The sequence below is a fragment of the Pseudomonas sp. LBUM1670 genome, assembly GCF_059695695.1.
The window spans coordinates 4,944,700-4,968,312 of record NZ_CP166783.1; the positions used below are offsets into that span (position 1 = coordinate 4,944,700).

15 protein-coding genes are annotated in these 23,613 nt (G+C 58.2%); 7 read left to right on the plus strand and 8 right to left on the minus strand.

The window, feature by feature from the left end:
* Positions 1–22 precede the first annotated feature (22 nt).
* Positions 23–2,461 carry a Lon protease family protein gene (locus ACA073_RS22610; protein ID WP_497399605.1) on the minus strand — a complete coding sequence of 813 codons (2,439 nt, stop codon included), beginning with the start codon at positions 2,459–2,461 and terminating at the stop codon, positions 23–25.
* Between the two features lie 276 nt (positions 2,462–2,737).
* Between ACA073_RS22610 and ACA073_RS22615 the strand changes: the two genes are divergently transcribed.
* The 4 genes from ACA073_RS22615 to ACA073_RS22630 all read left to right on the plus strand — a co-directional run bounded on the left by ACA073_RS22615 (position 2,738) and on the right by ACA073_RS22630 (position 6,303).
* Complete coding sequence (locus ACA073_RS22615; protein WP_461953154.1) at positions 2,738–3,226, plus strand: DUF3015 domain-containing protein; 489 nt, start codon at positions 2,738–2,740, stop codon at positions 3,224–3,226.
* Positions 3,227–3,318: 92 nt separating this feature from the next.
* Positions 3,319–5,172 (plus strand): Lnb N-terminal periplasmic domain-containing protein, encoded by a 1,854-nt coding sequence (locus ACA073_RS22620; protein WP_497399606.1) that lies wholly within the window; start codon positions 3,319–3,321, stop codon positions 5,170–5,172.
* A 207-nt stretch (positions 5,173–5,379) separates the two neighbouring features.
* On the plus strand, positions 5,380–5,736 hold the full coding sequence (locus tag ACA073_RS22625; RefSeq protein ID WP_497399607.1) for a hypothetical protein: 357 nt from the start codon (positions 5,380–5,382) through the stop codon (positions 5,734–5,736).
* Between the two features lie 72 nt (positions 5,737–5,808).
* Positions 5,809–6,303, plus strand: coding sequence for a GreA/GreB family elongation factor (locus ACA073_RS22630; RefSeq protein ID WP_497399609.1), 495 nt, complete (start codon positions 5,809–5,811; stop codon positions 6,301–6,303).
* Positions 6,304–6,471: 168 nt separating this feature from the next.
* Here ACA073_RS22630 and ettA read toward each other — a convergent pair whose 3' ends face one another.
* Positions 6,472–8,136, minus strand: coding sequence for an energy-dependent translational throttle protein EttA (gene ettA / locus ACA073_RS22635; RefSeq protein WP_497399611.1), 1,665 nt, complete (start codon positions 8,134–8,136; stop codon positions 6,472–6,474).
* A 283-nt stretch (positions 8,137–8,419) separates the two neighbouring features.
* Between ettA and ACA073_RS22640 the strand changes: the two genes are divergently transcribed.
* Positions 8,420–12,268 (plus strand): sensor domain-containing protein, encoded by a 3,849-nt coding sequence (locus ACA073_RS22640; protein ID WP_497399612.1) that lies wholly within the window; start codon positions 8,420–8,422, stop codon positions 12,266–12,268.
* Positions 12,269–12,518: 250 nt separating this feature from the next.
* Complete coding sequence (gene glyA, locus ACA073_RS22645) at positions 12,519–13,772, plus strand: serine hydroxymethyltransferase (protein ID WP_497399614.1); 1,254 nt, start codon at positions 12,519–12,521, stop codon at positions 13,770–13,772.
* 75 nt (positions 13,773–13,847) lie between these two features.
* On the opposite strand, the gene lanM is transcribed toward glyA, so the two are convergent.
* From lanM to ACA073_RS22670, 5 genes are all read right to left on the minus strand, one after another.
* Positions 13,848–16,877: a type 2 lanthipeptide synthetase LanM gene (lanM, locus tag ACA073_RS22650; protein WP_497399615.1), complete on the minus strand. Its 3,030-nt coding sequence runs from the start codon at positions 16,875–16,877 to the stop codon at positions 13,848–13,850.
* Between the two features lie 81 nt (positions 16,878–16,958).
* On the minus strand, positions 16,959–17,114 hold the full coding sequence (locus ACA073_RS22655) for a hypothetical protein (protein ID WP_497399617.1): 156 nt from the start codon (positions 17,112–17,114) through the stop codon (positions 16,959–16,961).
* 619 nt (positions 17,115–17,733) lie between these two features.
* Positions 17,734–18,705, minus strand: coding sequence for a GTPase (gene yjiA / locus ACA073_RS22660; RefSeq protein ID WP_497399618.1), 972 nt, complete (start codon positions 18,703–18,705; stop codon positions 17,734–17,736).
* 177 nt (positions 18,706–18,882) lie between these two features.
* Complete coding sequence (locus tag ACA073_RS22665) at positions 18,883–19,080, minus strand: YbdD/YjiX family protein (protein ID WP_008052036.1); 198 nt, start codon at positions 19,078–19,080, stop codon at positions 18,883–18,885.
* A 14-nt stretch (positions 19,081–19,094) separates the two neighbouring features.
* Positions 19,095–21,161: a carbon starvation CstA family protein gene (locus tag ACA073_RS22670; RefSeq protein WP_497399619.1), complete on the minus strand. Its 2,067-nt coding sequence runs from the start codon at positions 21,159–21,161 to the stop codon at positions 19,095–19,097.
* 159 nt (positions 21,162–21,320) lie between these two features.
* Here ACA073_RS22670 and ACA073_RS22675 point away from each other — a divergent pair, with 159 nt between their 5' ends.
* Positions 21,321–21,689 (plus strand): PilZ domain-containing protein, encoded by a 369-nt coding sequence (locus ACA073_RS22675; RefSeq protein WP_497399621.1) that lies wholly within the window; start codon positions 21,321–21,323, stop codon positions 21,687–21,689.
* Positions 21,690–21,820: 131 nt separating this feature from the next.
* Here ACA073_RS22675 and radA read toward each other — a convergent pair whose 3' ends face one another.
* On the minus strand, positions 21,821–23,188 hold the full coding sequence (gene radA, locus ACA073_RS22680) for a DNA repair protein RadA (protein WP_008040321.1): 1,368 nt from the start codon (positions 23,186–23,188) through the stop codon (positions 21,821–21,823).
* Between the last annotated feature and the right edge of the window lie 425 nt (positions 23,189–23,613).

A 23,613-nucleotide genomic window follows, 5' to 3' on the forward strand; every position in this document is an offset into this window, starting at 1 on the left:
CGGTGTGATCCTCAGAGTTGTGTCAGGCCGGTTTGGTTTCCACCAACGCTTCCTGCGCCGCTTCTTTCTCGGCTTCCTTGAGGTCTTCTTCGCTGATCATTTCCGCGATCACCCGCAAGCGTTCGACCACCCGCGCATTCACGCTGCCTTCTGGGAACTCGCCATTCTCATCCGGCGCACCGGCAGGCTCGCCGACCAACAGGCTCAACGCCTCATCGGCCTGACGCACCGCGTAGACATGGAATTGCCCCGCGCGTACCGCCGCCAACACCTTCTCGTCCAGCATCAGCGTGGCCACGTTGGCGTGAGGAATGATCGCCCCTTGCTCACCGGTCAGCCCGCGGGCTTCGCAGAGGCGGAAGAAGCCTTCGATCTTCTCGTTGACCCCGCCCACCGCCTGCACTTCACCGAACTGGTTGATCGAACCGGTGATCGCAAAGCACTGCTTGAGCGGCGTTTTCGACAAGGCCGAAATCAACGTACACGCCTCACCCAGCGACGCACTGTCGCCATCGACGTAACCGTAGGACTGCTCCAGCGCGATGCTCGCGGAAATCGCCAGCGGGAACTCCTGGGCGTAACGGCTGCCCAGATACCCGGTGAGGATCATCACGCCTTTGGAGTGTATCGGCTGGCCGAGGTTAACTTCGCGCTCGATGTCGACGATGCCGCTGCCGCCCGGATACACCGTGGCGGAAATCCGCGCCGGCACACCGAACGCTGAGTCGCCGACCTCCAGCACTGTCAGCCCGTTGCACTTGCCGACCGCCGCGCCATCGGTGTCGATCAGGATGATCCCGGCCAGCATGTCATCGAGAATCCGCGCCGAAACGCGCCCGGTGCGGGTGGCCTTGGCCTTGAGCGCACGCTCGATGTGCCCGGCGTCGGTCATTTCGTCGCCCGCCAGGTGACGAATGAAATCCGCCTCGCTGACCAGTTGGAACAGGTCACCGATCCGCGCCGACAAACGTCCCTGATGCTCAGCCAGACGCGCACTGTACGTCGCCACACGCGCCACAGCATCGGCGGTCAGAGGCGCCATACCCTCTTCGGATGTGCGGGTTTTCAGTAACTGGGCGAACTGTTCCAGGCTTTCATCGACCATCGGGATGTCTTCGTCGAAATCCACCAGAACGCGGAACATCTCCTGGAAGTCCGGATCGAGGTCTTGCAGCGTGTAATACAGCTGACGTGCGCCGATGATGACGACTTTGACCTGCAACGGGAGGTGCTGCGGTGTCAGGGTAACGGTGGCGAAACGGCCCATCTCGCCGAGTGGCGATTCCATTTTCAGCTTGCGCGATTGCAGGGCGCGCTTGAGCGCATCCCACACAAACGGCTCGCTGAGCATTTTTTCCGCTTCGAGAATCAGGAAACCGCCGTTGGCACGGTGCAGCGCGCCCGGTCGCAATTGACGATAAGTCGTGAAGAGCGCGCCCTGATCGGTGCTGTATTCGATGCGACCAAACAGGTTTTCGTAGGTCGGGTGCGGTTCGAACACCACCGGCGCACCGCCGCTGGCCGAATGACCGACCACCAGGCTTGGCGCGTATTGCTCTTCCAGCATCTTGCGGGCAACGGCATCGACCTTGCTGTCGTCCACCAGTTGCTCGACCACGGTTTTCAACAGATAAACCTGCATCGCCTGCAGGTAACCGCACACCGCCGCGTTCTCGGCGTATTTCTCCGACAACGGCGACAGCAACGGCTGCAAGGCCAACGTGATGGTTTCTTCGTTGAGGTGGCGCAGTTGATTGCTCGACTCACGTTTCCATTGCGGCAGGCTGGCGAGTTCTTCGTTCAGTCGCTCTTCCAGACCGGAAATGTCTTCGTGAAAACGCTCGCGATCGGCTTCCGGCAACTGGGCGAATTCCGCTTCGTCCAAGGCCTTGCCTTCACTCATCGGGGTGAACGCGATGTTGCTGGCGTCGCGGTAAAGCGCAACTTCCTTTTCCAGCGCCAGGCGCTCGATGATGTCCAGCGCCTTGTCGTAGCGCTGGTTGAAAGCGCGGTCGATGGCGCTTTTCTTCTGCTGGTAGGACGGGTGTTCGAATACCGCGGGGAACGTCGCCACCAGGTTGTCGATCAACGTGTTGATATCACCGATGAACGCACTGGCCGTTCCCGAAGGCAATTCCAGGGCGCGGGGCTCGCGCGGCTCATCGAAATTGTTGACGTAGACCCAGTCCGCCGGGGTTTGCAGGCGTTTGCCTTCGGCTTTCAGGTAGCGTTTGACGAACGAAAACCGGCCGGTGCCAGGTTCGCCCATGACAAATACGTTGTAACCGGGGCGTGGCATGGCCACACCGAACTGCAAGGCTTCGACCGCACGTTCCTGGCCAAGCACACCGCGGAAGGGCTCCAGATCATTGGTGGTAGAGAAGCTGAACTGTTCAGCGGAAAACGGACGGGTCAGCGCTTCGGGCGCTAGACGCAAGCTGGCAGCAACAGGATCAGGCATCGGGCTTCCTTACATCAGGCGGGGCAGATAGCGGCATTCTGGCGCTGCCTATACCTCACTTGCAAGGTGCGCCTTTAGCCAAAGCATAGCCAAACCGGCATCCCCAGGCGGGCCGGGTCTAAATCAGCGTTTCCCACGAATATTTCGCAAAAAATCACGGAACCCCTGGAACGTGCCTAAACTCCAAACTGCGCGGCTGGAACAATAACCGGCCCACTGGCGCCAGATCGGGCCAGACCCCTCGTCCATTGGTATGCACATAAAGAGAACAAAGCTATGAAACGGATTCTTCTCGGTACTCTCTTCACCGTTGTATCCCTCAACGCTATGGCACAAGCGCCAGGCGGTCCGGATTGCGGTTGGGGCAACATGCTGTTCGAAGGTCAGCGTGGCACCCCGGCTCACTTTCTGGCCTCCACCACCAACGGCACTTCCGGCAACGCAACCTTCGGTATGACCTCCGGTACCAACGGTTGCTCGACTAATGCGTCGCTGACCTATGGCGGCAAATCCTGGATTGCCATGAATGGCATGATGAACGAGCTGTCCGAAGACATGGCCAAAGGTAACGGCGAAGCGCTGACTACCTACGCCGTGGTACTGGGCGTGGCGCCGGAAGACCGTGCGCACTTCGCCGCCGTGACTCACGAGCACTTCCAGCAGATCTTCAGCAAGGCTGACGTGACCGCTGATGACGTGCATACCAACACCCTGGCCGTTTTGAAGGCCGATCCCCGTCTGGCCAAGTACGCAACTCAAGCATAAGCTCGACCCGCCCGCTCCTTTTCGGGAGCGGGCTTTATTTTTTTGACCTGCCCTCTTTGGGTCTTTATTCTCGAATTTCTAAGTTGCCCACTATGCTCAAACGCCTTGCCTGGCTGGCGCTCTGTGTCTGCGCCCCGCTGTCCGCCGCGCCACACATCGACAATCAACGTTTGCAGCAACTGGCCAACGATCCCTTCTGGATTTCCCTCGGTCATTACGAAACCGCCAAGCTCGGCGGCTGGCGCAGCTATGTCAGCGACAGGAAGTTCTTTCTGGCGCCCGACGGCAACGAACATCCTGACCGCGAACTGGCGGCCACCGTGCAAGCGCTGTACGCCCCGGCCAGTGCGGGCGAAAAGCACGCGCAATGCGTCTACCCGGCGCGTACTCGCTGGCTCAAGGCACAACTCAATCTGACCGGTCTGCCGACACTGGACTGCGCCGATTTCAAGCAATGGTTCAAGGATGTCTCGCCCCACAGCGCGGTGATGATCTTCCCGGCGGCCTATCTGAACAGCCCGTCCTCGATGTTCGGCCACACCCTGCTGCGCATCGATCAGGCGAATGTGCAGAGCGACAAAACATCTTTGCTCAGCTACGCGATCAACTTCGGCGCCTATATCGAAGGTTCGGACAACAGCATCCTGTATGCCTGGAAGGGCTTGATGGGCGGCTATCCGGGCCTGTTTGCGCTGGTGCCGTATCAGGAAAAACTCTCGGAATACCGCAGTCTCGAGAACCGTGACCTGTGGGAATACCGGCTGAACCTGACGCAACAAGAAACCGAGCGCATGGTCGAGCATGTCTGGGAACTGAAACAGATCCAGTTCGACTATTTCTTCTTCGACGAAAACTGCTCCTATCGCCTGCTGGAACTGCTGCAGGTAGCGCGCCCGAGCCTGCGCCTGACCGAACAATTCCCGCTGACCGCGATTCCAACCGATACCGTCAAAGCCGTGAAAGAAGCAGGCCTGGTGGAATCCATCCAGTATCGGCCGTCCCGCGAGCGTGAGCTGCTGAGCCGCGCCGAGCCGCTGACCAATGAAGAACAGCAGTGGGTGCTGAAAGTCAGCGCCGATCAGAAACTATTGCAGGAACCGGCGTTCAAGACGCAACCACGCGAGCGTCAGGCGCTGATCATCGATGCGGCTTACCGACTCGAACGCTACCGCGCCAACGGCCAGGAGCGCGATCCGCAACGGGCTCAGCGCAGTTTCGAATTGCTACGGGCGATCAACCAGAACCCGGCACCCGAGCTGGAGATTCCGCAACCCGGCCTGCCCGAGGACGGCCATGAATCCCGTACCTGGCAGGCCGGCATCGGCACCCGGGGCGACAAGGCGTTTGGGGAATATGGCCTGCGCATGGCCTATCACGACCTCAACGACAACTCGGAAAGCTTCCCCCTCGGCGCACAGATTGAAATCCTGCAGATGAAACTGCGCCAGTACGAAGGCAATGACTGGCAGTTGCAGCAACTGGATCTGGCGACCATTCGCTCCCTGACCCCGCGTAACGAGCTGTTGCAACCGCTGTCGTGGCAAGTCACCGGTGGCCTGGAGCGTGTGCCGGGCAAACATGACGATGAAACCCTTGTCAGTCACGTCAACGGCGGTGGCGGTGGCACCTGGCAGCTGAGCGAGGACATGCTCGGTTTTGCCTTGGGCACCGTGCGCGTTGAGCACAACAATGACTTCGCCGGTTTCATCGCCCCGGCGGCAGGTTTCAACAGCGGCGTGCTGTGGAAAAACCCGCTGGGCAATTTCAGCCTGGAGGCCAAAGGGGATTTCTTCACCAATGGCGAAGTGCGTCGTAGCGTGAGTCTGAACCAGCAATGGGAATTGTCGCGCAACCTCGGTCTGCGCCTGAGCGCCCAGCGTGAATTCAGCCATTTGGCTTCGCCTGAAAACGAAGTGATGCTTGAGGTGAAGTGGTATCACTATTAACGCAAATCCCCCTGTGGGAGCGGGCTTGCTCGCGAAAGCGGTGTGTCATTCAACATTAATGGTGACTGACACACCGCTTTCGCGAGCAAGCCCGCTCTCACAGGGGATAAGTGTTGGCCAACAGAATAATCACAGACCTTTCACAATCACCTCACGAATCCACTCCTAGACTTCACTTATAGGCCGTTAAACGGCCGGGAGTCCGAGATGTGGCGTTGCGTGGGTGTGGTGGGTTTATTGATGTTGATCATGGGCTGCCAGACGACCCACGAAGACCTGATTGCCAAGGGTTATCCGCCGGCGTTCGCCGATGGCTTCGATGACGGTTGCAGCAGTGGCCGGCAAGCTGCCGGGGCGATCACCGGCGAGTTTCGCAAGAACGTCCCCCGCTACCTCAAGGACAAGCAATACGCCGAAGGCTGGAGCGACGGTTTCCGCCAATGCCAGGCCATGCGCGAAAGCGAAGACCGCGAGGACTATCGCAGCCACCATTGGGACGAGCGTGAAAAAGCCTGGCAGCAACAGAAAGACCAGGACGCCGCCCGTGCGTTTCGCTCGCAATGAGTCGCTTCCAGACATCCGTCGAAACTAAAAGACAGTGACCATGGCCCAAACCCTATAACGGGAGAAAAAACCATGAGTCGCGCCTTCGTCAATGAAGATAACGCTGCCGCGCAAGCCGATCAGCCAGTCGAACGGCAGGTCAGCGCGCAGCTTAATTACGTCACGCCCGCGGGTCTCGCGCAGCTTCAAGCGAGACTCGTCGAGGTGCAAAACTTGCTCAATGATCAAAGCGCAAAAGGTGATCTGGCCGACAAACAACGCCAGGCCGACCTTGAGCGTGATTGGCGGTATTTCAACCAACGCGTGCAAAGCGCTCAATTGGTCACACCCGCCTCCTCCACCGATAAAGTGCAGATAGGCAGTTGGGTGACCTTTGCCGATGATCAGGGCAACGAACAACGCGTGCAGTTGGTGGGCGAGGATCAGGCGGATGCCGCCAGCGGGTTGGTCAATTGGGGCTCGCCGCTGGGCCGGGCCTTGCTTGGCGCGAAGGTGGGGGATGAGGTGGTGTGGAAGCGGCCGGTGGGGGATTTGGTGATTGAGGTTCTGGCGATAGAGATCGGGTGACCTGAATGACGCCTTCGCGAGCAAGCACGCTCCCACAAGGGATTCTGCGGATCACCGTGATCAAATGTAGGAGCGGGCTTGCTCGCGAAGGCCGCGCCGCGGTGATACTGAAATCACAAAAAAAAACGGAGCCCCAAAGGCTCCGTTTTTCATGCAACCAACCTGAAATCAGGCCAGTTTCTTGTGGCGTACCCGGTGTGGCTGGGCAGCGGCTTCGCCGAGGCGTTTGCGACGATCGGCTTCGTACTCGGTGTAGTTGCCTTCGAAGAACACCGCTTGCGAGTCGTCTTCGTACGCCAGGATGTGAGTCGCGACGCGGTCAAGGAACCACCGATCGTGAGAGATCACAATGGCGGCGCCCGGGAAGTCCAGCAGCGCTTCTTCCAGGGAACGCAGGGTTTCGACGTCGAGGTCGTTGGACGGTTCGTCGAGCAGCAGGACGTTGCCGCCCTCTTTCAGGGTCAGGGCCAGGTGCAAGCGACCGCGCTCACCACCCGACAGGTCCTTGACGAACTTCTGCTGATCGCCGCCCTTGAAGTTGAAGCGACCGACGTAAGTGCGCGACGGAATCTCGTAGTTGCCGATGCGGATCTGATCCGAACCGTCGGAGATTTGCTGGAACACCGTCTTGCTGCCGTCCAGGTCTTCGCGGCTCTGATCGACACACGCCAGTTGCACGGTTTCGCCGACTTCGATGCTGCCCGAATCCGGAGTTTCCTTGCCCATCAGCATGCGGAACAGGGTCGATTTACCGGCACCGTTACCGCCGATCACACCAACGATGGCGCCTTTTGGCATGGAGAACGACAGGTTATCGATCAACACGCGATCGCCGTAGCCCTTGGATACGTTCTTGAACTCGATGACCTTGTCACCCAGGCGCGGACCGGCCGGGATGTAGATCTCGTTGGTTTCCGAACGCTTCTGGAATTCCTGCGACTGCATTTCTTCGAAGCGTTGCAGACGAGCCTTGGATTTCGACTGGCGGGCCTTGGCGCCTTTGCGCACCCACTCCAGTTCTTCCTTCATGGCTTTTTCGTGAGCCGACTGCTGCTTGGATTCGGCAGCGAGACGATCGGACTTGGCTTCAAGCCAACCCGAATAGTTGCCCTCGTAAGGAATGCCCGCGCCGCGGTCGAGTTCCAGAATCCAGCCAGCGACGTTATCCAGGAAGTACCGGTCGTGCGTGATCGCAACGACGGTGCCCGGGAAGTCGTGCAGGAAGTGCTCCAGCCAGGCAACGGAATCGGCGTCCAGGTGGTTGGTCGGTTCGTCGAGCAGCAGCATGTCGGGGGCGGACAGCAGCAGGCGGCACAGGGCCACACGACGCTTTTCACCACCGGAGAGGAATTCGACCTTGGCGTCCCAGGCCGGCAGGCGCAGCGCATCGGCGGCGACTTCCAGCTGGCGATCCAGGTTGTGACCGTCGCTGGCTTGCAGGATGGCTTCGAGCTTGGCCTGTTCGGCTGCCAGTTTGTCGAAGTCGGCATCTTCATCAGCGTAAGCCGCGTAGACCTCGTCCAGGCGTGCCTGAGCGTTCTTGATCACGCTGACCGCTTCCTCGACCACTTCACGCACGGTCTTGGTCGGGTCCAGGATCGGCTCTTGCGGCAGGTAGCCGATGTTCAGCTCCGGCATCGGACGGGCTTCGCCCTCGAACTCGGTGTCGACGCCGGCCATGATTTTCAGCAGCGTGGATTTACCCGAACCGTTGAGGCCGAGCACGCCGATCTTGGCGCCAGGGAAGAAGGACAGTGAAATGTTTTTCAGGATTTCCCGCTTCGGCGGAACAACTTTGCCCAGCCGATGCATGGTGAAGACGTATTGAGCCATGGAGAACCTTGGGTCAGTGACAGATGAATGATTGAAGCGCGGGCGATGCCCGGCCAGGCCGTGCGCGTCGACGATTGACGGGTATCAATGCTGCGCGCTGAAAAAACCTGATTCTAGGAGCTGGAACGCTCCCGCGTAACCGGCAAAGCTACCTTAATGACGAGAGGCAGTCCAGCCGGGAGGGACTGGCACTTTGACACGACTCAAGGCATGCTAGCCGCTCTATGGGCGTCCGGCTTATAGTGCACGTCGCGCCAGTCCAGCCAAACCGCAGGATTACAGTTTGTCTAATGTCACTCCGCCCTTGACCAACCGTGCACCGACTGTTGCACTCGGCTCCCCCCTGCGCGGAACCCTGAAAGGTGCGCTGGCGACACTCGTGCTGTTGCTGCTCGCCCTGCTGTTCTGGCAACTGCTGGATCAGCTTCGCGAAACCCAGAAAAGCCAACGTCAGTACACCATCGACTACACCGCCGATCTGGCCGCGCAAGTCAGCCTGAACATGTCGCTCAATGCGCAGATCGCCCTCAACCTGCTACCGATCGTCGAACAGCCGCAAAGCGCCGACGAACTGCAGGAGCTGCTTCGCAAGCTGCAAAAATCCTTGCCCGATCTGCGCAGCCTCGTGCTGTTGAGTCCCTCCGGCAAAGTCCTCAGTGACAGCGCCGCCGACAGTGACGACGCCGACTACCTCGTCGAGCTGGTTCGTCGCAGCCGTGCCCAGGGCCACTTTTTCAGCAACTCCGATAACGGTTCGATTGTGCACTTGCTGCTGCATCAAGCCAGCGGCAGCACTCGTGGCTACTGGGCCCTGCGTCTGAAGCCGACCTTTTTCTCGTCACTGACCAAACAGAACGAGACCGGTATCCGCCCGCTGTGGTTGGTGGAAAACCGCTTCAATCACCAGGTCATCAGCCGCGATGAATCGCAGCCCTTGACCAAGCCGAGCGAACTGACCGAAGACGATGTGGCCAACAGCGTGCTGACGGTTCCCCTGAGCAACAGCGACTGGCAATTGCGCGGCTTGTTCGACCGCAAACGCGTGATTGAAGAACTGCTGCCCGCGTTCATCGGCAAATGCCTGTTGGGGCTGGCGTTCTCCCTGCTGCCGCTCTTTGCCCTGCTGGGCATGCGCCGCCGTCAGCGCCAGGTGACTGAAGGTCGTCGACGCTATCAGGATATTTTCGAAGGCACCGGCGTTGCGCTGTGTGTACTTGACGTGTCGGGACTCAAGAGTGCTTTCGACAAAGCCCGGCTGCACAACAGCGAACAACTGCGTGGCTGGCTGGAGTCTGCGGAACAGCGGCAGCAATTGCTGCAGGAACTGCGCATCACCGAGGTCAACCAGGTTGCCCTGCAACTGCTCAACGTCAACACCTGCGAACAAGCCTGGAAACTGCTGATCGACGGCAATCCGCTGGACGGCACCGCCATCGGCAATCAAATGCTCGAAGCGGTGCTCAACCAGCAGAAACAGCTTGAGCTGGAGATAAAACTCCCGGACGCCAATGGGCGCGACCAGCACTTGTGGCTGGTGCTGCGCCTGCCGGAAAACCAGGATGACTATAAAGCGGTGATCCTGAGCATCAACGACATCACCAGTCGCAAGCTCGTCGAACTGTCGCTGCTCGAGCGTGAAGGGTTCTGGTCCGATGTGGTGCGCACGGTGCCGGATCATCTGTACGTGCAGGACGTGATCAGCCAGCGCATGATCTTCAGCAACCATCACCTGGGCCAGACGCTCGGCTACAACCGCACCGAGCTGCACCAGATGGGCGAGTACTTCTGGGAAATCCTCCTGCACCCCGAAGATGCCGACTACTACCACCGTTCGCGCCAGGCCCAGCGTCACGCGGGCTACACCCAATTGCTGCACTGTCAGCTGCGCTTCCGTCACCAGGACGGCAGATGGCGGTGTTTCGACATTCGTGAGCAGGCGCTGGCGCGTGACAAGCATGACCAGGTCACGCGGATCATCGGTGTGGCCAAGGACATCACCGAGCAGATCGAGGCCAGCGAGTCCCTGCGCGACAGCGAGCAGCGTTACCGGATGCTCGCCGAAAGCATCAGCGACGTGATCTTCTCCACCGACAGCAAGCTTTCGCTCAACTACGTCAGCCCGTCGGTGCAAGCGGTGCTGGGCTACGACGCCGACTGGATCTTCCAGAACGGCTGGCAGACGACCATTGCCAACCCTCAGCAATTGTCCGGCATCTACGGTCTGATGGACCGCGTCAGCAAAGCGCTGGATAAACCCGACCAACTGGCGCTGCTGCGCAGCCAGGTGCAGACCCAACTGTTCCTGTTCGACTGTCTGCGGGCAGACGGGCGCAAGATTCCGATCGAGTTGCGTCTGGTACTCGTCTGGGATGAACACGGCGCTTTCGAAGGCGTGCTCGGCGTCGGTCGCGACATCAGCCAGCAGCGCCGCGCCGAAAAAGACCTGCGCATGGCGGCCACGGTATTCGAACACTCGACCTCGGCGATCCTGATCACCGACCCGGCGGGCTACATCGTCCAGGCCAACGAAGCGTTCAGTCGCGTGAGCGGCTATGCGGTGGAGCAAGTGCTCGACCAATTGCCAAACATGCTGACCGCCGACGAGCAGCAGGAAGCGCATCTTCGGTATGTGCTCAAGCAATTGAATCAGCACAGCACCTGGGAAGGCGAAGTCTGGCTCAAGCGGCGCAATGGCGAGCATTACCCGGCGTGGGTCGGCATCACGGCGGTGCTCGACGACGAAGGCGATCTGGCCAGTTACGTGTGTTTCTTCAGCGACATCAGCGAGCGCAAGGCCAGTGAACAACGGATTCACCGCCTCGCCTATTACGACGCCCTGACCCACCTGCCCAATCGCACGCTGTTCCAGGATCGCCTGCACACCGCGTTGCAATCGGCGGAACGGCAGAAGTCCTGGGTGGTGCTGATGTTCCTCGACCTGGACCGTTTCAAACCGATCAACGACTCCCTGGGCCACGCCGCCGGCGATCGCATGCTCCAGGAAATGGCCACGCGCCTGCTCGGTTGCGTCGACGATGACGACACCGTGGCGCGCATGGGCGGCGACGAATTCACCTTGCTGCTGCAACCGCGCATCAACCGGGAAATCGCTTTGAACCGGGCGATTCACGTGGCGGAGCAGATCCTCGCCAGCCTGGTGACGCCGTTCGTGCTCGAAGGCCGCGAGTTCTTCGTCACCGCCAGTATTGGCATCGCCCTGAGTCCGCAGGACGGTAACGAACTCAGTCAGTTGATGAAGAACGCCGACACCGCGATGTACCACGCCAAGGAGCGCGGCAAGAACAACTTCCAGTTTTATCAGGCCGACATGAACGCCAGCGCCCTCGAGCGCCTGGAACTGGAAAGCGACCTGCGCCATGCCCTGGAGCAAAACGAATTCGTGCTGTACTACCAGCCTCAATTCAGTGGCGACGGCAAACGCCTGACCGGTGCCGAAGCTTTATTGCGCTGGCGTCATCCGCGCCGCGGACTGGTGCCGCCGGGGGATTTCATCCCGGTGCTCGAAGAACTCGGGCTGGTGGTGGATGTTGGCGACTGGGTGATCAGCGAGGCCTGCCGTCAGCTCAAGACCTGGCATCAGGCCAAGGTGCGGGTGCCGAAGGTGTCGGTGAACATCTCCGCGCGGCAGTTCTCCGATGGCCAGCTCGGCACGCGGATCGCCACCATCCTCAAGGAAACCGGCCTGCCGCCGGCGTGCCTGGAGCTGGAACTGACCGAAAGTATCCTGATGCGCGAAGTCAGTGAGGCTATGCAGATTCTTGCCGGGCTGAAAAACCTCGGGCTGAGCATTGCAGTCGATGACTTCGGCACCGGTTATTCATCGCTCAACTACCTCAAGCAATTCCCGATCGACGTGCTGAAAATCGACCGCACCTTTGTCGACGGATTGCCGTCTGGTGAACAGGATGCGCAGATTGCCCGGGCGATTATCGCCATGGCCCACAGCCTGAATCTGGCCGTGATCGCCGAGGGCGTGGAAACCCATGAGCAGCTGGACTTCCTGCGTGAACACGGCTGCGATGAGGTTCAGGGTTACCTGTTCGGGCGTCCGATGCCGGCGACCCGGTTTGAAGCGCAGTTCAGTAATGATGCGTTGTTCGTGTTTGACTGAAGCTCTGTGCTGTAGCTGAAGGCCCCTTCGCGAGCAAGCCCGCTCCCACATGGTTTTAGGGTGTACACACAATTTGTGAACATCGAAGATCCAATGTGGGAGCGGGCTTGCTCGCGAAGAGGTCCGCATGATCACCGCTGATCCCGTCATGAAGCCCACTTGTCTGCGACATGACGTCCTTTCATATGCCATCTAAAACCCATTGGGTTAGAATGCCCCCCTTTTCTGCCCCCGATCCTTGAGGACCGCCATGTTCAGCCGTGATTTGACTATTGCCAAGTACGACGCCGATCTCTTTGCCGCCATGGAGCAAGAAGCTCAGCGCCAGGAAGAGCACATTGAGCTGATCGCTTCGGAAAACTACACCAGCCCTGCGGTGATGGAAGCTCAAGGCTCGGTACTGACCAACAAGTACGCCGAAGGCTACCCGGGCAAGCGTTACTACGGTGGTTGCGAGTTCGTCGACATCGTTGAGCAGCTTGCAATTGATCGTGCCAAGGAGCTGTTCGGCGCCGATTACGCCAACGTTCAGCCGCACGCCGGTTCGCAAGCCAACAGCGCCGTTTACCTGGCTCTGCTGCAAGCAGGCGACACCATCCTGGGCATGAGCCTGGCTCACGGTGGTCACTTGACCCACGGTGCCAGCGTTTCCTCCTCCGGCAAGCTGTACAACGCCGTTCAATACGGCATCGACGCCAACGGCCTGATCGACTACGACGAAGTCGAGCGTCTGGCGGTTGAGCACAAGCCGAAAATGATCGTGGCCGGTTTCTCTGCCTACTCGCAGATCCTCGACTTCCCGCGCTTCCGCGAAATCGCTGACAAGGTTGGCGCCTACCTGTTCGTCGACATGGCCCACGTGGCCGGTCTGGTCGCCGCTGGCGTCTACCCGAACCCGGTTCCGTTCGCAGACGTCGTGACCACCACCACGCACAAGACCCTGCGCGGTCCACGTGGCGGTTTGATCCTGGCTCGCGCCAACGCCGACATCGAGAAGAAGCTGAACTCCGCAGTATTCCCGGGCGCCCAGGGTGGCCCGCTGGAGCACGTGATCGCCGCCAAAGCGATCTGCTTCAAGGAAGCGCTGCAGCCTGAGTTCAAGGCCTACCAGCAACAAGTGGTGAAAAACGCCCAGACCATGGCCAGCGTGTTCATCGAGCGCGGTTTCGACGTGGTCTCCGGCGGTACTGAAAACCACCTGTTCCTGCTGTCGCTGATCAAGCAGGAAATCTCCGGTAAAGACGCTGACGCCGCTCTGGGCAAAGCGTTCATCACCGTGAACAAGAACTCCGTGCCAAACGATCCACGCTCCCCGTTCGTGACTTCCGGCCTGCGCTTCGGCACTCCAGCTGTGACCACTCGCGGCTTCAAAGAAGCAGAGTGCAAAGAACTGGCCGGCTGGATCTGCGACATCCTGGCGGACCTGAACAACGAAGCGGTGATCGACGCCGTTCGCGAGAAGGTCAAGGCCATCTGCAAGAAGCTGCCGGTGTACGGCGCCTGATTGCACCGCTGAACTGCGGCAATAAAAAAACCGGCCAGTGATGGCCGGTTTTTTTTCGTCCGGGTTTTGAGTGGATCAGGCAGCAACCGGTCTCGCGAACTCCAGCGACAACACATCAGGCAAACCGGCGTCCACGGCATGCAGCAGGGCCTGACCGACACCCGTGATGCCTAGCATCATGCCCAGATCAGGGATGTTGCGCTCATCCAGAAAGTCTTCATTGAAGAAATTATGGGCCACTTGGGAAAGCGCCCGATTGACCTTCGCAATGCCCTGCTCATTGTTTGTCTCTCGATAGAGTTTGAGCAGGCACATCAGGTTGCCAAAATCACCATGGCACAGGCTGTAACCCGACCCGAGACCCTGTTCCCAGAGATGACGCTCGCAGCGTTCGGCGTCTTGCTCAAGTACCGTTCTGGTTTCGGCGTCCAGCGCGTCTCCCATCGTTTGAGTCAGCCAACGTCGGGAAAGGAGAATACCGCCATCGCCGTGGCACCATTTTACAAGGGACGCAGACTGCGCGTTTTCCCGCAGATCTAGCCAGAAACCATCGACCGTGTGGCGGTTTTCTGCCTGCAACCACTGTGCAATCAACTCGGCGAGCAAGGGATCTTTCGTGACCTCCCAAGCCTTGCCGATTGCCCGCAACACTCCGGAAATGCCATGAGAAAAACCGGTCCACAGCGGTTCCCCCGTTGCCTTGTGCCGCAGTGTTCCGTTGTCCAGCGTCAGGGCCGATTGAATGGCTTGTGAGAGCTTTTCGATCAGCGGACGCAATGTCTCGCGCTTTCCGAGCTGATAGAGATTCACCAGAACGGTCAGAGCGCCACACCAGCCTTGAACGAAATCGAATTCATCGCCTTCGCGTGGAAAATCCGTCAGTTTCACCAACAGATCTTCGACGGTCGCCTGATAGGTCTGGCGGCCAGTCATCAGCTCATAATTGACCAATACGTACAGGTAGGATGTCAGACCGAAATACGCACTGACCGCCAGTTTGTTTGGAAAATGCTCTTGGGATTGACTGATCGCACACAGGATTCGCTCGGCCTCATCCCGGTGGCGTGTCGCGCCACTGACCCGGAACAGGCTCAGGTAGAAAATCGCCAGTCCTCCCATTCCGTTGTACAAGCTATTGCCCATGTGCGTTATGAAGTTGCGTCTGGTGCGTGGATGCGTATCCATGAACGTCCAGCCGACATCGCCTTCCTCGCCCTCTATGCGGCTCTTTTCAATGAGTCCGGCAATGTGAATGGCGCCATCGAGATAGTGCGCGCGACCAGGATCAGGTACGGCAACAAGATGATGACTTCGATCAAGTGATTCGATGGCGCCAGTCACCAGACACGCCTGCAATATCCGGATCTGAAACGCCTTGTCTTTGGGCGACAGTATTTCCAACTTGCGCCGGCAAGTCTCAAATGGACGTTCAATAGGCAACAAAGCAACGGTTTGACCCTGTGCGTTGAGCAAATGGTCAGACAGCAAGGATTGAGTGAAGCATGGAAAATTGGCCTTCTTTAGATCGTTGATCTCGTGCCTTGGAATGTCGTATTCATTAAGCGTATCGCCGATATCGGACCACAAGGTTGCCAACAGCAAGTCATGTTTCAGCTGGCATTGAGTGAAGCGCGGGTGAGTCATCATTCCGATGAAGTCAGCGTAGCGTCGGGTATTTTTGATCAGGACCCGGGACTTCAACCCTTCGGCATGCTTCTCGAGCAACTCGAGTAATGCAGCTCGTCGGTGAACGATTTCATCGTAACCAAGCTCGAAACCGCAAAAAAATACCTCCTTGTAATCAGTGACCGAACGCTTCTCGCCTGCAAAAATGGGTAGGTGTCGCATCAGCGGACGATTGTCGACTTCATGCGGCTTCAAGCGATAAAAACCATTCTCAAGCACCAGTAGTTTTCTGATGGCGACGAACTGCTGCTGCCGACTCAGGCCGCTTTGGTCATTATCGGAGCCTGCTGAATTAGGCACAAAACCGGTTGTAAACACCGACTGGCTGTTGAGCTTGATGATCTTGAAAAGCGCCCGGCCATGAGGCACATCAACCTTTAAGTCGACCATGGCCGGAGTGAACAGGCACTCCAGATCGATCATCACCGGGCTGCTGCCACAGGCAATGATATTTTCATAATGGAAGTCGATGCCGTTCAAGGCATGGATCACTGCAACCTGTGCCCCCAGGCGTTGAAAGAAAAGCAATAACTCACTTTCCGTTTCGCAGGGCACGTTGTCGATTTTTTCAATCCAGCAGTGATCATCCACAGAAACCATCAGGGGTGCGTAGACGGCGAAGCAGCTGTTTCCAGTCTGCACCCGCAATTGCTCAAGCAAAGCACTGTAAAACAACGCTTCACGATTGTTTCTTGGCTTGAAAATCAGTTCCTGACTGCCGATCCGCACGCAGCAGACGGTTTCGCCGTTGGCATGAGCATCGCCGAGCCCCAGGGAAATCGCACCGACGCGCTTGTCGGACAAGGCAAAAGTGCGCTTGAGCTGTTGAAAATCCTCGGCAAAACAATGGAGGATTCTGTACAGGTACGCCGCCGTATCTTCGATCCGCTCTACCAGCAAACGTGTCAGTACCGGATACGATTTCAGGAAGTGCGCCAGCCTTACGCCTGCCAGTTCCTGATCAAAAGTTTCCGGGTCCAGATCAGCGCCGTCGGCTATCCGGTTATTTAGATGATGAACCAGCGATTTCTCTGCCAGACTTTTAACCAGTGAAGTCACGTGAGAGCGAAATCCAGGTAGAAATGCATCCACATCAATCAATTTACATACGGAACTGTATTTAAGATCACTTTCAAAAACATGTTTCAGAAAACCATACCAACGAGCGTAAAACTTACCGAATACAACTTTCTCAGCCCCCGCCTCCAGCGGCAATGAAACGATTTTTTCAACTTTCGTTTCAAACGCGCGAGCCACCGGATCATCTTTAACTCTACCGGAGGACAAAGTATCTCGATATTCTTCCAGCAACGCCTGACGGCCGACACCAAAATAACGGCAAACAGCTTTGTCATCCTTGTGTAAAAGTTCGATCATTTTGCTCAGTGCGTCATATTCTTGCGCCTCTGCTGCGCTCATGATGTTCACTCGACATTCAGAAGATTGGAAAATACCGGACACCCGCGCGAAGCAAGGCGGGCCTGGGCCCGCCTTGTAATATTATGGGAGGCAGCAGGTAAAGGTGCATCCCAAGGTGGAGCAACTAAGAGTGGTTTCACAACCCACTTCCGCTGCAACAATGGCGTTACCAGAGTTCACATACGCCTGGAAATCCGCACCCAACTCACCGGACAGATCCAAAATCAGCTCTTGCATGGAATTACTCCTGATTAAACTATTAGTCGCCTTAAGTGACGAGAATCAAAATTACCATCTACCGACGACCTTCATCTCTCTTTAAATGAAACCAAATGCGAGCAACTTCCTTGCGTACAAACACCCCACCACAACCACATTAAATAGCGCAGATCCTGACCATCTAAATACCTTGTAAAACTCAGGCACTCCGCCATCAGGCCAAGTCAGTAAAACCTGAATCTGGATTACTTTCCTAATATTACAAAAACTTGGATTCGCCATCACTTGGCGTCATTGCACCAGGCTTAATCAAAACTTGTGAACCTACAACTTAATATCCATTTACAACCTGTTACCCCTGAATGCAGATTCGCGGGGTGTTGACGCAACTGTCCCATCAGCAGGTCGTCGTGCTGCGCACTCAACATCCTGAACCGACACCTGGATTATCTCGAAAAACCGTTACTGAATGCGGGTACGGTTCTGAGCCAGAATCGTGTTGCCGGTTAGACCGTCTTCGCGAGCAAGCCCGCTCCCACAGTGATCTTTGGTGTTCACAGGTTTTGTGCCCACCCAAAACCTGTGGGAGCGGGCTTGCTCGCGAAGGCGGCATCAAACTCACTGAAGATGTCAGTATTTACTCCGCCGCCACCCGCTCAAATCCTTCCCGAATCTTCTCTTCCGGCAACTCATCGGCAATAAAAACGATCACGCTTTCACGCACCTCGCCCTCCACCCATTCCGTATCCCAATCGAATCCGTACAGCTTCAGGACGCCTTGAAAAACCATGCGCCGCGGCTCGCCACCGATGTTCAGCACGCCTTTGTAGCGCAGCAGTTGCTTGCCATGATCTTCCAGCAGTTCGTTCATGAACTCGCTGAGCTTGTCGATATCCAGCGGCTTGTCAGTGCGCAGCACCAGGCTGGAAATGCGGTCGATGGAAGGCGCTTTGCTCACCGGGCGCAAATTCACGCCGCCACCGAGGTCGGCATTCAGGTTGAAGCCGCGCACATCAAGCAATTCGGCCAGGTCGATCTTGCCATTGTCGACCACGCGAATCGGCGCGCGACGGTTGATGCGGGTCAGGCGTTCGCTCAATGCGGTGAAGGTCGGCTCGTCCACCAGATCGCGCTTGCTCACCAGCAAGCGGTCGGCGAAACCGATCTGCGCCTGGGCGATGGTTTGGGTCAGATGAGTGTCGGCGTGCGCCGCGTCGACCAGGGTGATGATGCCATCGAGGATGTAACGCTCGCGCAGTTCTTCGTCGATGAAAAAGGTTTGCGCCACGGGTGCCGGATCGGCCAGGCCGGTGCACTCGATCACCAGACGGTCGAAGGCGATTTCACCGCTGTCCAGGCGTTCGAGCAACAGATAAAGCGCCTTGGTCAGGTCGGTGTGGATGGTGCAGCAGACGCAGCCGTTGGACAGCGTCATCACTTGCACCGGCTCATCACCCAGCAGTTGGGTGTCGACGCCGGCGTCGCTGAATTCGTTTTCGATCACGGCGATTTTCAGGCCGTGCTCGGCTTTGAGCAGGTGGCGCAGCAGCGTGGTCTTGCCGGCGCCGAGGAAGCCGCTGAGGATCGTGACGGGAATGGGAGAGGACAACTGGAGTCTCCTGTTTCACAAAATGAGAAATCAACACAAAAACAAATGTGGGAGCGGCGGTGCGACGATTCGACTTGCTCGCGAAGGCGGGGTGTCATTCAACACTAATGTCGACTGACACACCGCTTTCGCGAGCAAGCCCGCTCCCACAGGGATTGCATCAAGCCGGCTGTTGCATCAACAGCACTTCGGCCCACCCTTGCCACCGTAACGAGCTTCCTGACGCTCCCGGAAGAACATCTCATAACTCATCACCGGTTTGTCCGGGTGTTTGCTTTGCATGTGCTCGACGTAGTTGTCGTAGTCGGGCATGCCGACCATCAGGCGCGCGGCCTGACCGAGGTATTTACCGAGGCGACTCAGGTCATTGAACATGCTGCACTCCTCGATTACGCGTCCGGCAGGGCCTGGAATGGCGCTTCTTTATCCGTACGCTCTTTTTGACCCCAGGCGGCAATACCGACCTTGAGCGCATAGAACAGGATACTGAAGACCACAAACAGGAACAGCGCCGTCAGCGTTGCGTTGGTGTAGGCGTTGAAGATCACGTGTTGCATCTGAGTGATGTCCTTGGCCGGGGCGAGGATCTGACCGTTGGCCAGCGCATCGCTGTATTTCTTCGCCAGCGACAGGAAGCCGATCGCCGGGTTGGCGTCGAACAGCTTGATGAAGCCGGCCGTGGTGGTGCAGATCAGCAGCCAAACCGCTGGCAGCATCGTGACCCAGACGTAGCGCTGGCGTTTCATTTTGATCAGCACGACGGTGCCGAGCATCAGCGCGATACCGGCCAGCATCTGGTTGGAGATACCGAACAGCGGCCACAAGGTGTTGATGCCGCCCAGCGGATCGATCACGCCCTGGTACAGCAACCAGCCCCACATCGCCACACAACCGGCGGTGGCGATCAGGTTGGCGGTCCAGGATTCGGTACGTTTCAGCGCCGGTACGAAGGAGCCGAGCAAATCCTGGAGCATGAAGCGTCCGGCACGGGTGCCGGCATCGACCGCGGTCAGGATGAACAGCGCTTCGAACAGGATCGCGAAGTGGTACCAGAACGCCATGGTGTTTTCACCCGGCAGGACACTGTGGAGGATCTGCGCGATACCGACCGCCAGGGTCGGTGCACCGCCGGCGCGAGCCAGGATGGTGGTTTCACCGATGTCCTTGGCCACCGCTTGCAGCGCTTCCGGGGTAATTGCAAAACCCCAGCTGCTGACGGTTTGTGCCACTGCCACCACGTCACCGCCGACAACGGCGGCCGGACTGTTCATGGCGAAATACACGCCTGGCTCGATCACCGAGGCGGCAACCATCGCCATGATGGCCACGAACGATTCCATCAGCATGGCGCCGTAACCGATGTAACGAGCGTTGACCTCGTTATCCAGCAGTTTCGGCGTGGTGCCGGACGAGATCAGCGCGTGGAAACCCGAGACCGCGCCACAGGCGATGGTGATGAACAGGAACGGGAACAGACCGCCCTTCCACACCGGGCCGGTGCCATCGACGAACTGGGTCAATGCCGGCATTTTCAGCTCTGGCATGGTGATCAGGATGCCGATCGCCAATGCGACGATGGTGCCGATTTTCAGGAACGTGGAGAGGTAGTCACGCGGTGCCAGGATCAGCCAGACCGGTAACGAGGCGGCCACGAAACCGTAACCGACCAGCATCCAGGTAATCTGCACGCCAGTGAAGCTGAACGCCTTGGCCCACAACGGATCAGCGGCAATTTGCCCACCGAGCCAGATCGAACCCAGCAGCAGCAATACGCCGACCACCGAGATTTCGCCGATGCGGCCCGGACGGATGTAGCGCATGTAGATGCCCATGAACATCGCGATCGGGATGGTCGCCATTACCGTGAAAATGCCCCACGGGCTTTCGGCCAGGGCTTTGACCACGATCAGCGCCAGCACCGCGAGGATGATGATCATGATCAGGAAGCAGCCAAACAGCGCGATGGTGCCGGGGATGCGGCCCATTTCTTCACGGACCATGTCGCCCAGCGAGCGACCGTTGCGGCGAGTGGACATGAACAGGACCATGAAGTCCTGAACCGCACCGGCCAGCACCACACCGGCAATCAGCCACAGCGTGCCGGGCAGATAGCCCATCTGCGCCGCCAGAACCGGACCGACCAGCGGCCCCGCGCCAGCGATGGCCGCGAAGTGGTGACCGAAGAGGATGTGTTTGTTGGTGGGAACGTAGTCCAGACCATCATTGTTGAGCACGGCGGGGGTGGCCCGTCGTGAGTCGAGTTGCATCACATTGTTAGCGATGAACAGGCTGTAGTAACGATAAGCAACCAGGTAGATGGCCACGGCAGCGACCACAATCCACAAGGCGTTGATCGCCTCGCCTCGGCGCAATGCCACTACACCAAGGGCGCACGCTCCTACGATTGCCAGCAGCAGCCAGGGTAAGTGGCGTAGCAGGCTATTATTATTTTTCATTTTTTTATTCCAGCCAGGGTGGACAAGAAAGACAGCCACCCCGAGTTTAGCTCTCCTGACGGCAAAGGCCATACCCTGACATTGGTCTAGCCGCCCTTACTGGCTGGCAGGCTTTAACGATGCGGGTCTATAGTCAGCAAACATTTCGAGGATTGCGCCATGAGCGAACACCCTGCCGAGCGCCGCCGTTTCAAACGTATTGCGTTCGATGCCCGAACCGAGCTGAGCCAAGGGGAATTCATCTGGCCAGTGAAGCTGATCGACTTGTCGCTCAAGGGATTGCTGATCGAGCGCCCCGAACCGTGGCTGGGCGACCGGGAAAAGATTTTTTCCGTCGACATACATTTGAGCAAGGACATCGAGATCAAGATGGACGTGCAACTGACGCACGACGATCACGGCCAGTTGGGTTTCGTTTGCCGATACATCAGCCTGGAATCCATAGCGCGCCTGCGGCGGTTGATCGAGCTCAATCTGGGTGATCCGAAGGAGCTGGAACGCGAGTTGGGTGCGCTCATCGAAATCTGACAGCCCTCACCATTCAAATGTGGGAGCGGGCTTGCTCGCGAAGGCGGTGTGTCAGTCACCTTAATAACTGAATGTCAGACCGCTTTCGCGAGCAAGCCCGCTCCCACAGTGGCTGCGCCCGTCCCACAAAATTATTCGAACAATGCATCCAATGCCTGTTCGAGGCGGGTCACTGCAATAATCTGCAACCCCGGCGGCGCCTCCTTCGGCGCGTTACCCTTGGGCACGATGGCCCGTTTGAAGCCATGCTTGGCGGCCTCTTTCAAACGCTCCTGACCGCTGGGCACCGGGCGCACCTCGCCAGACAAACCGACTTCGCCGAACACCAGCAGATCATGGGGCAATGGCCGGTTGCGCAAACTGGACATGACCGCGGCCATCAGCGCCAGGTCGGAAGCGGTTTCCAACACCTTCACGCCACCCACCACGTTGAGGAACACGTCCTGATCGTGGGTCGGAATGCCACCGTGTCGGTGCAGTACCGCCAACAACATCGCCAACCGGTTCTGATCCAGACCCAACGTGACCCGACGCGGGTTGGCCAGATGGCTGTCATCCACCAGCGCCTGGACTTCCACCAGCATCGGCCGGGTTCCCTCCCACGTCGCCATGACCACACTGCCCGGTACTTCTTCCTGAGCACGCGTCAGGAAAATCGCCGACGGGTTGGAGACTTCCTTCAGTCCCTTGTCGGTCATGCCGAACACGCCCAGTTCGTTGACCGCGCCGAAACGGTTTTTCACCGCCCGCAGCAAGCGCAAGCGACCATCGGATTCGCCCTCGAAATACAGCACGGTGTCGACCATGTGCTCAAGCACTCGCGGACCGGCCAATGCGCCCTCTTTCGTCACGTGGCCGACCAGGAAAATCGCCGTGCCGCTCTGCTTGGCGTAGCGCACCAGCAAGGCCGCGCTCTCACGAACCTGGGACACGCCGCCCGGTGCCGATTGCAGTTGTTCGGTGAAAATCGTCTGAATCGAGTCGATCACCATGACCTTGGGTTTTTCGACCCGGGCGGTGGCGATGATGGTTTCGATACAGGTTTCGGTCATGACGCGCAGTTGATCCTGCGGCAACCCCAGACGCCGGGCGCGCATGGCCACTTGTTGCTGGGACTCTTCGCCAGTGACATACAGTGCCGGCATGCTTTTGGCGAGGTTGCACAAGGTTTGCAACAGGATGGTTGATTTGCCAATGCCGGGATCACCGCCGATCAGCACCACCGAGCCATCCACCAGGCCGCCGCCCAAAACGCGATCCAGCTCACTGGAGGCGGTGGAAAAGCGCGGTATTTCTTCGACGCTGACTTCGGCCAGGGTCTTGATCTGCGCCTGCTGGCCGGTCCAGCCGGTGCGACCGCTGGGGGCCGCAGCACCGCCGCTCTCGACCATGGTTTCGGTCAGGGTATTCCAGGCCCCGCACTCGCCGCACTGGCCGGCCCACTTGGGGAACGTTGAGCCGCACTCGGTGCAGCCGTACATGCGCTTGGCCTTGGCCATCTGAACTCCCGGCAAAAAACGCGATGATAGCTCAGCTGGACTGGATCGGCGCGAAGCAGTTGCCCAATGAAACTTCATCCGTAACTTGTGCAATTGCCCGAAACGTAATCGTCGAGTAACAGCTCACAGGATTTGTACAACTTTTCCCATCGATAGCCCAATCCAGATCCGGATCGGAATAACCTATAAACAACAAAAGCTGTACAAACCTTTTATATCTCGACAAGAGGGCGTACAGCATAATTTTCACAAGTTATAGTTCAACACGCCACATCAACTTACTGGCAATTCAGTGGCACCCATAACTATCCGGAGCCGACAACCTGTACATTAAAATTAACTATGTAAAAGTTCTGAGCCAATATCATTCCATGCAACAAGCCAACATTACATTCAACTGCTCCCCCTTCAAACTTTCAAGCGCC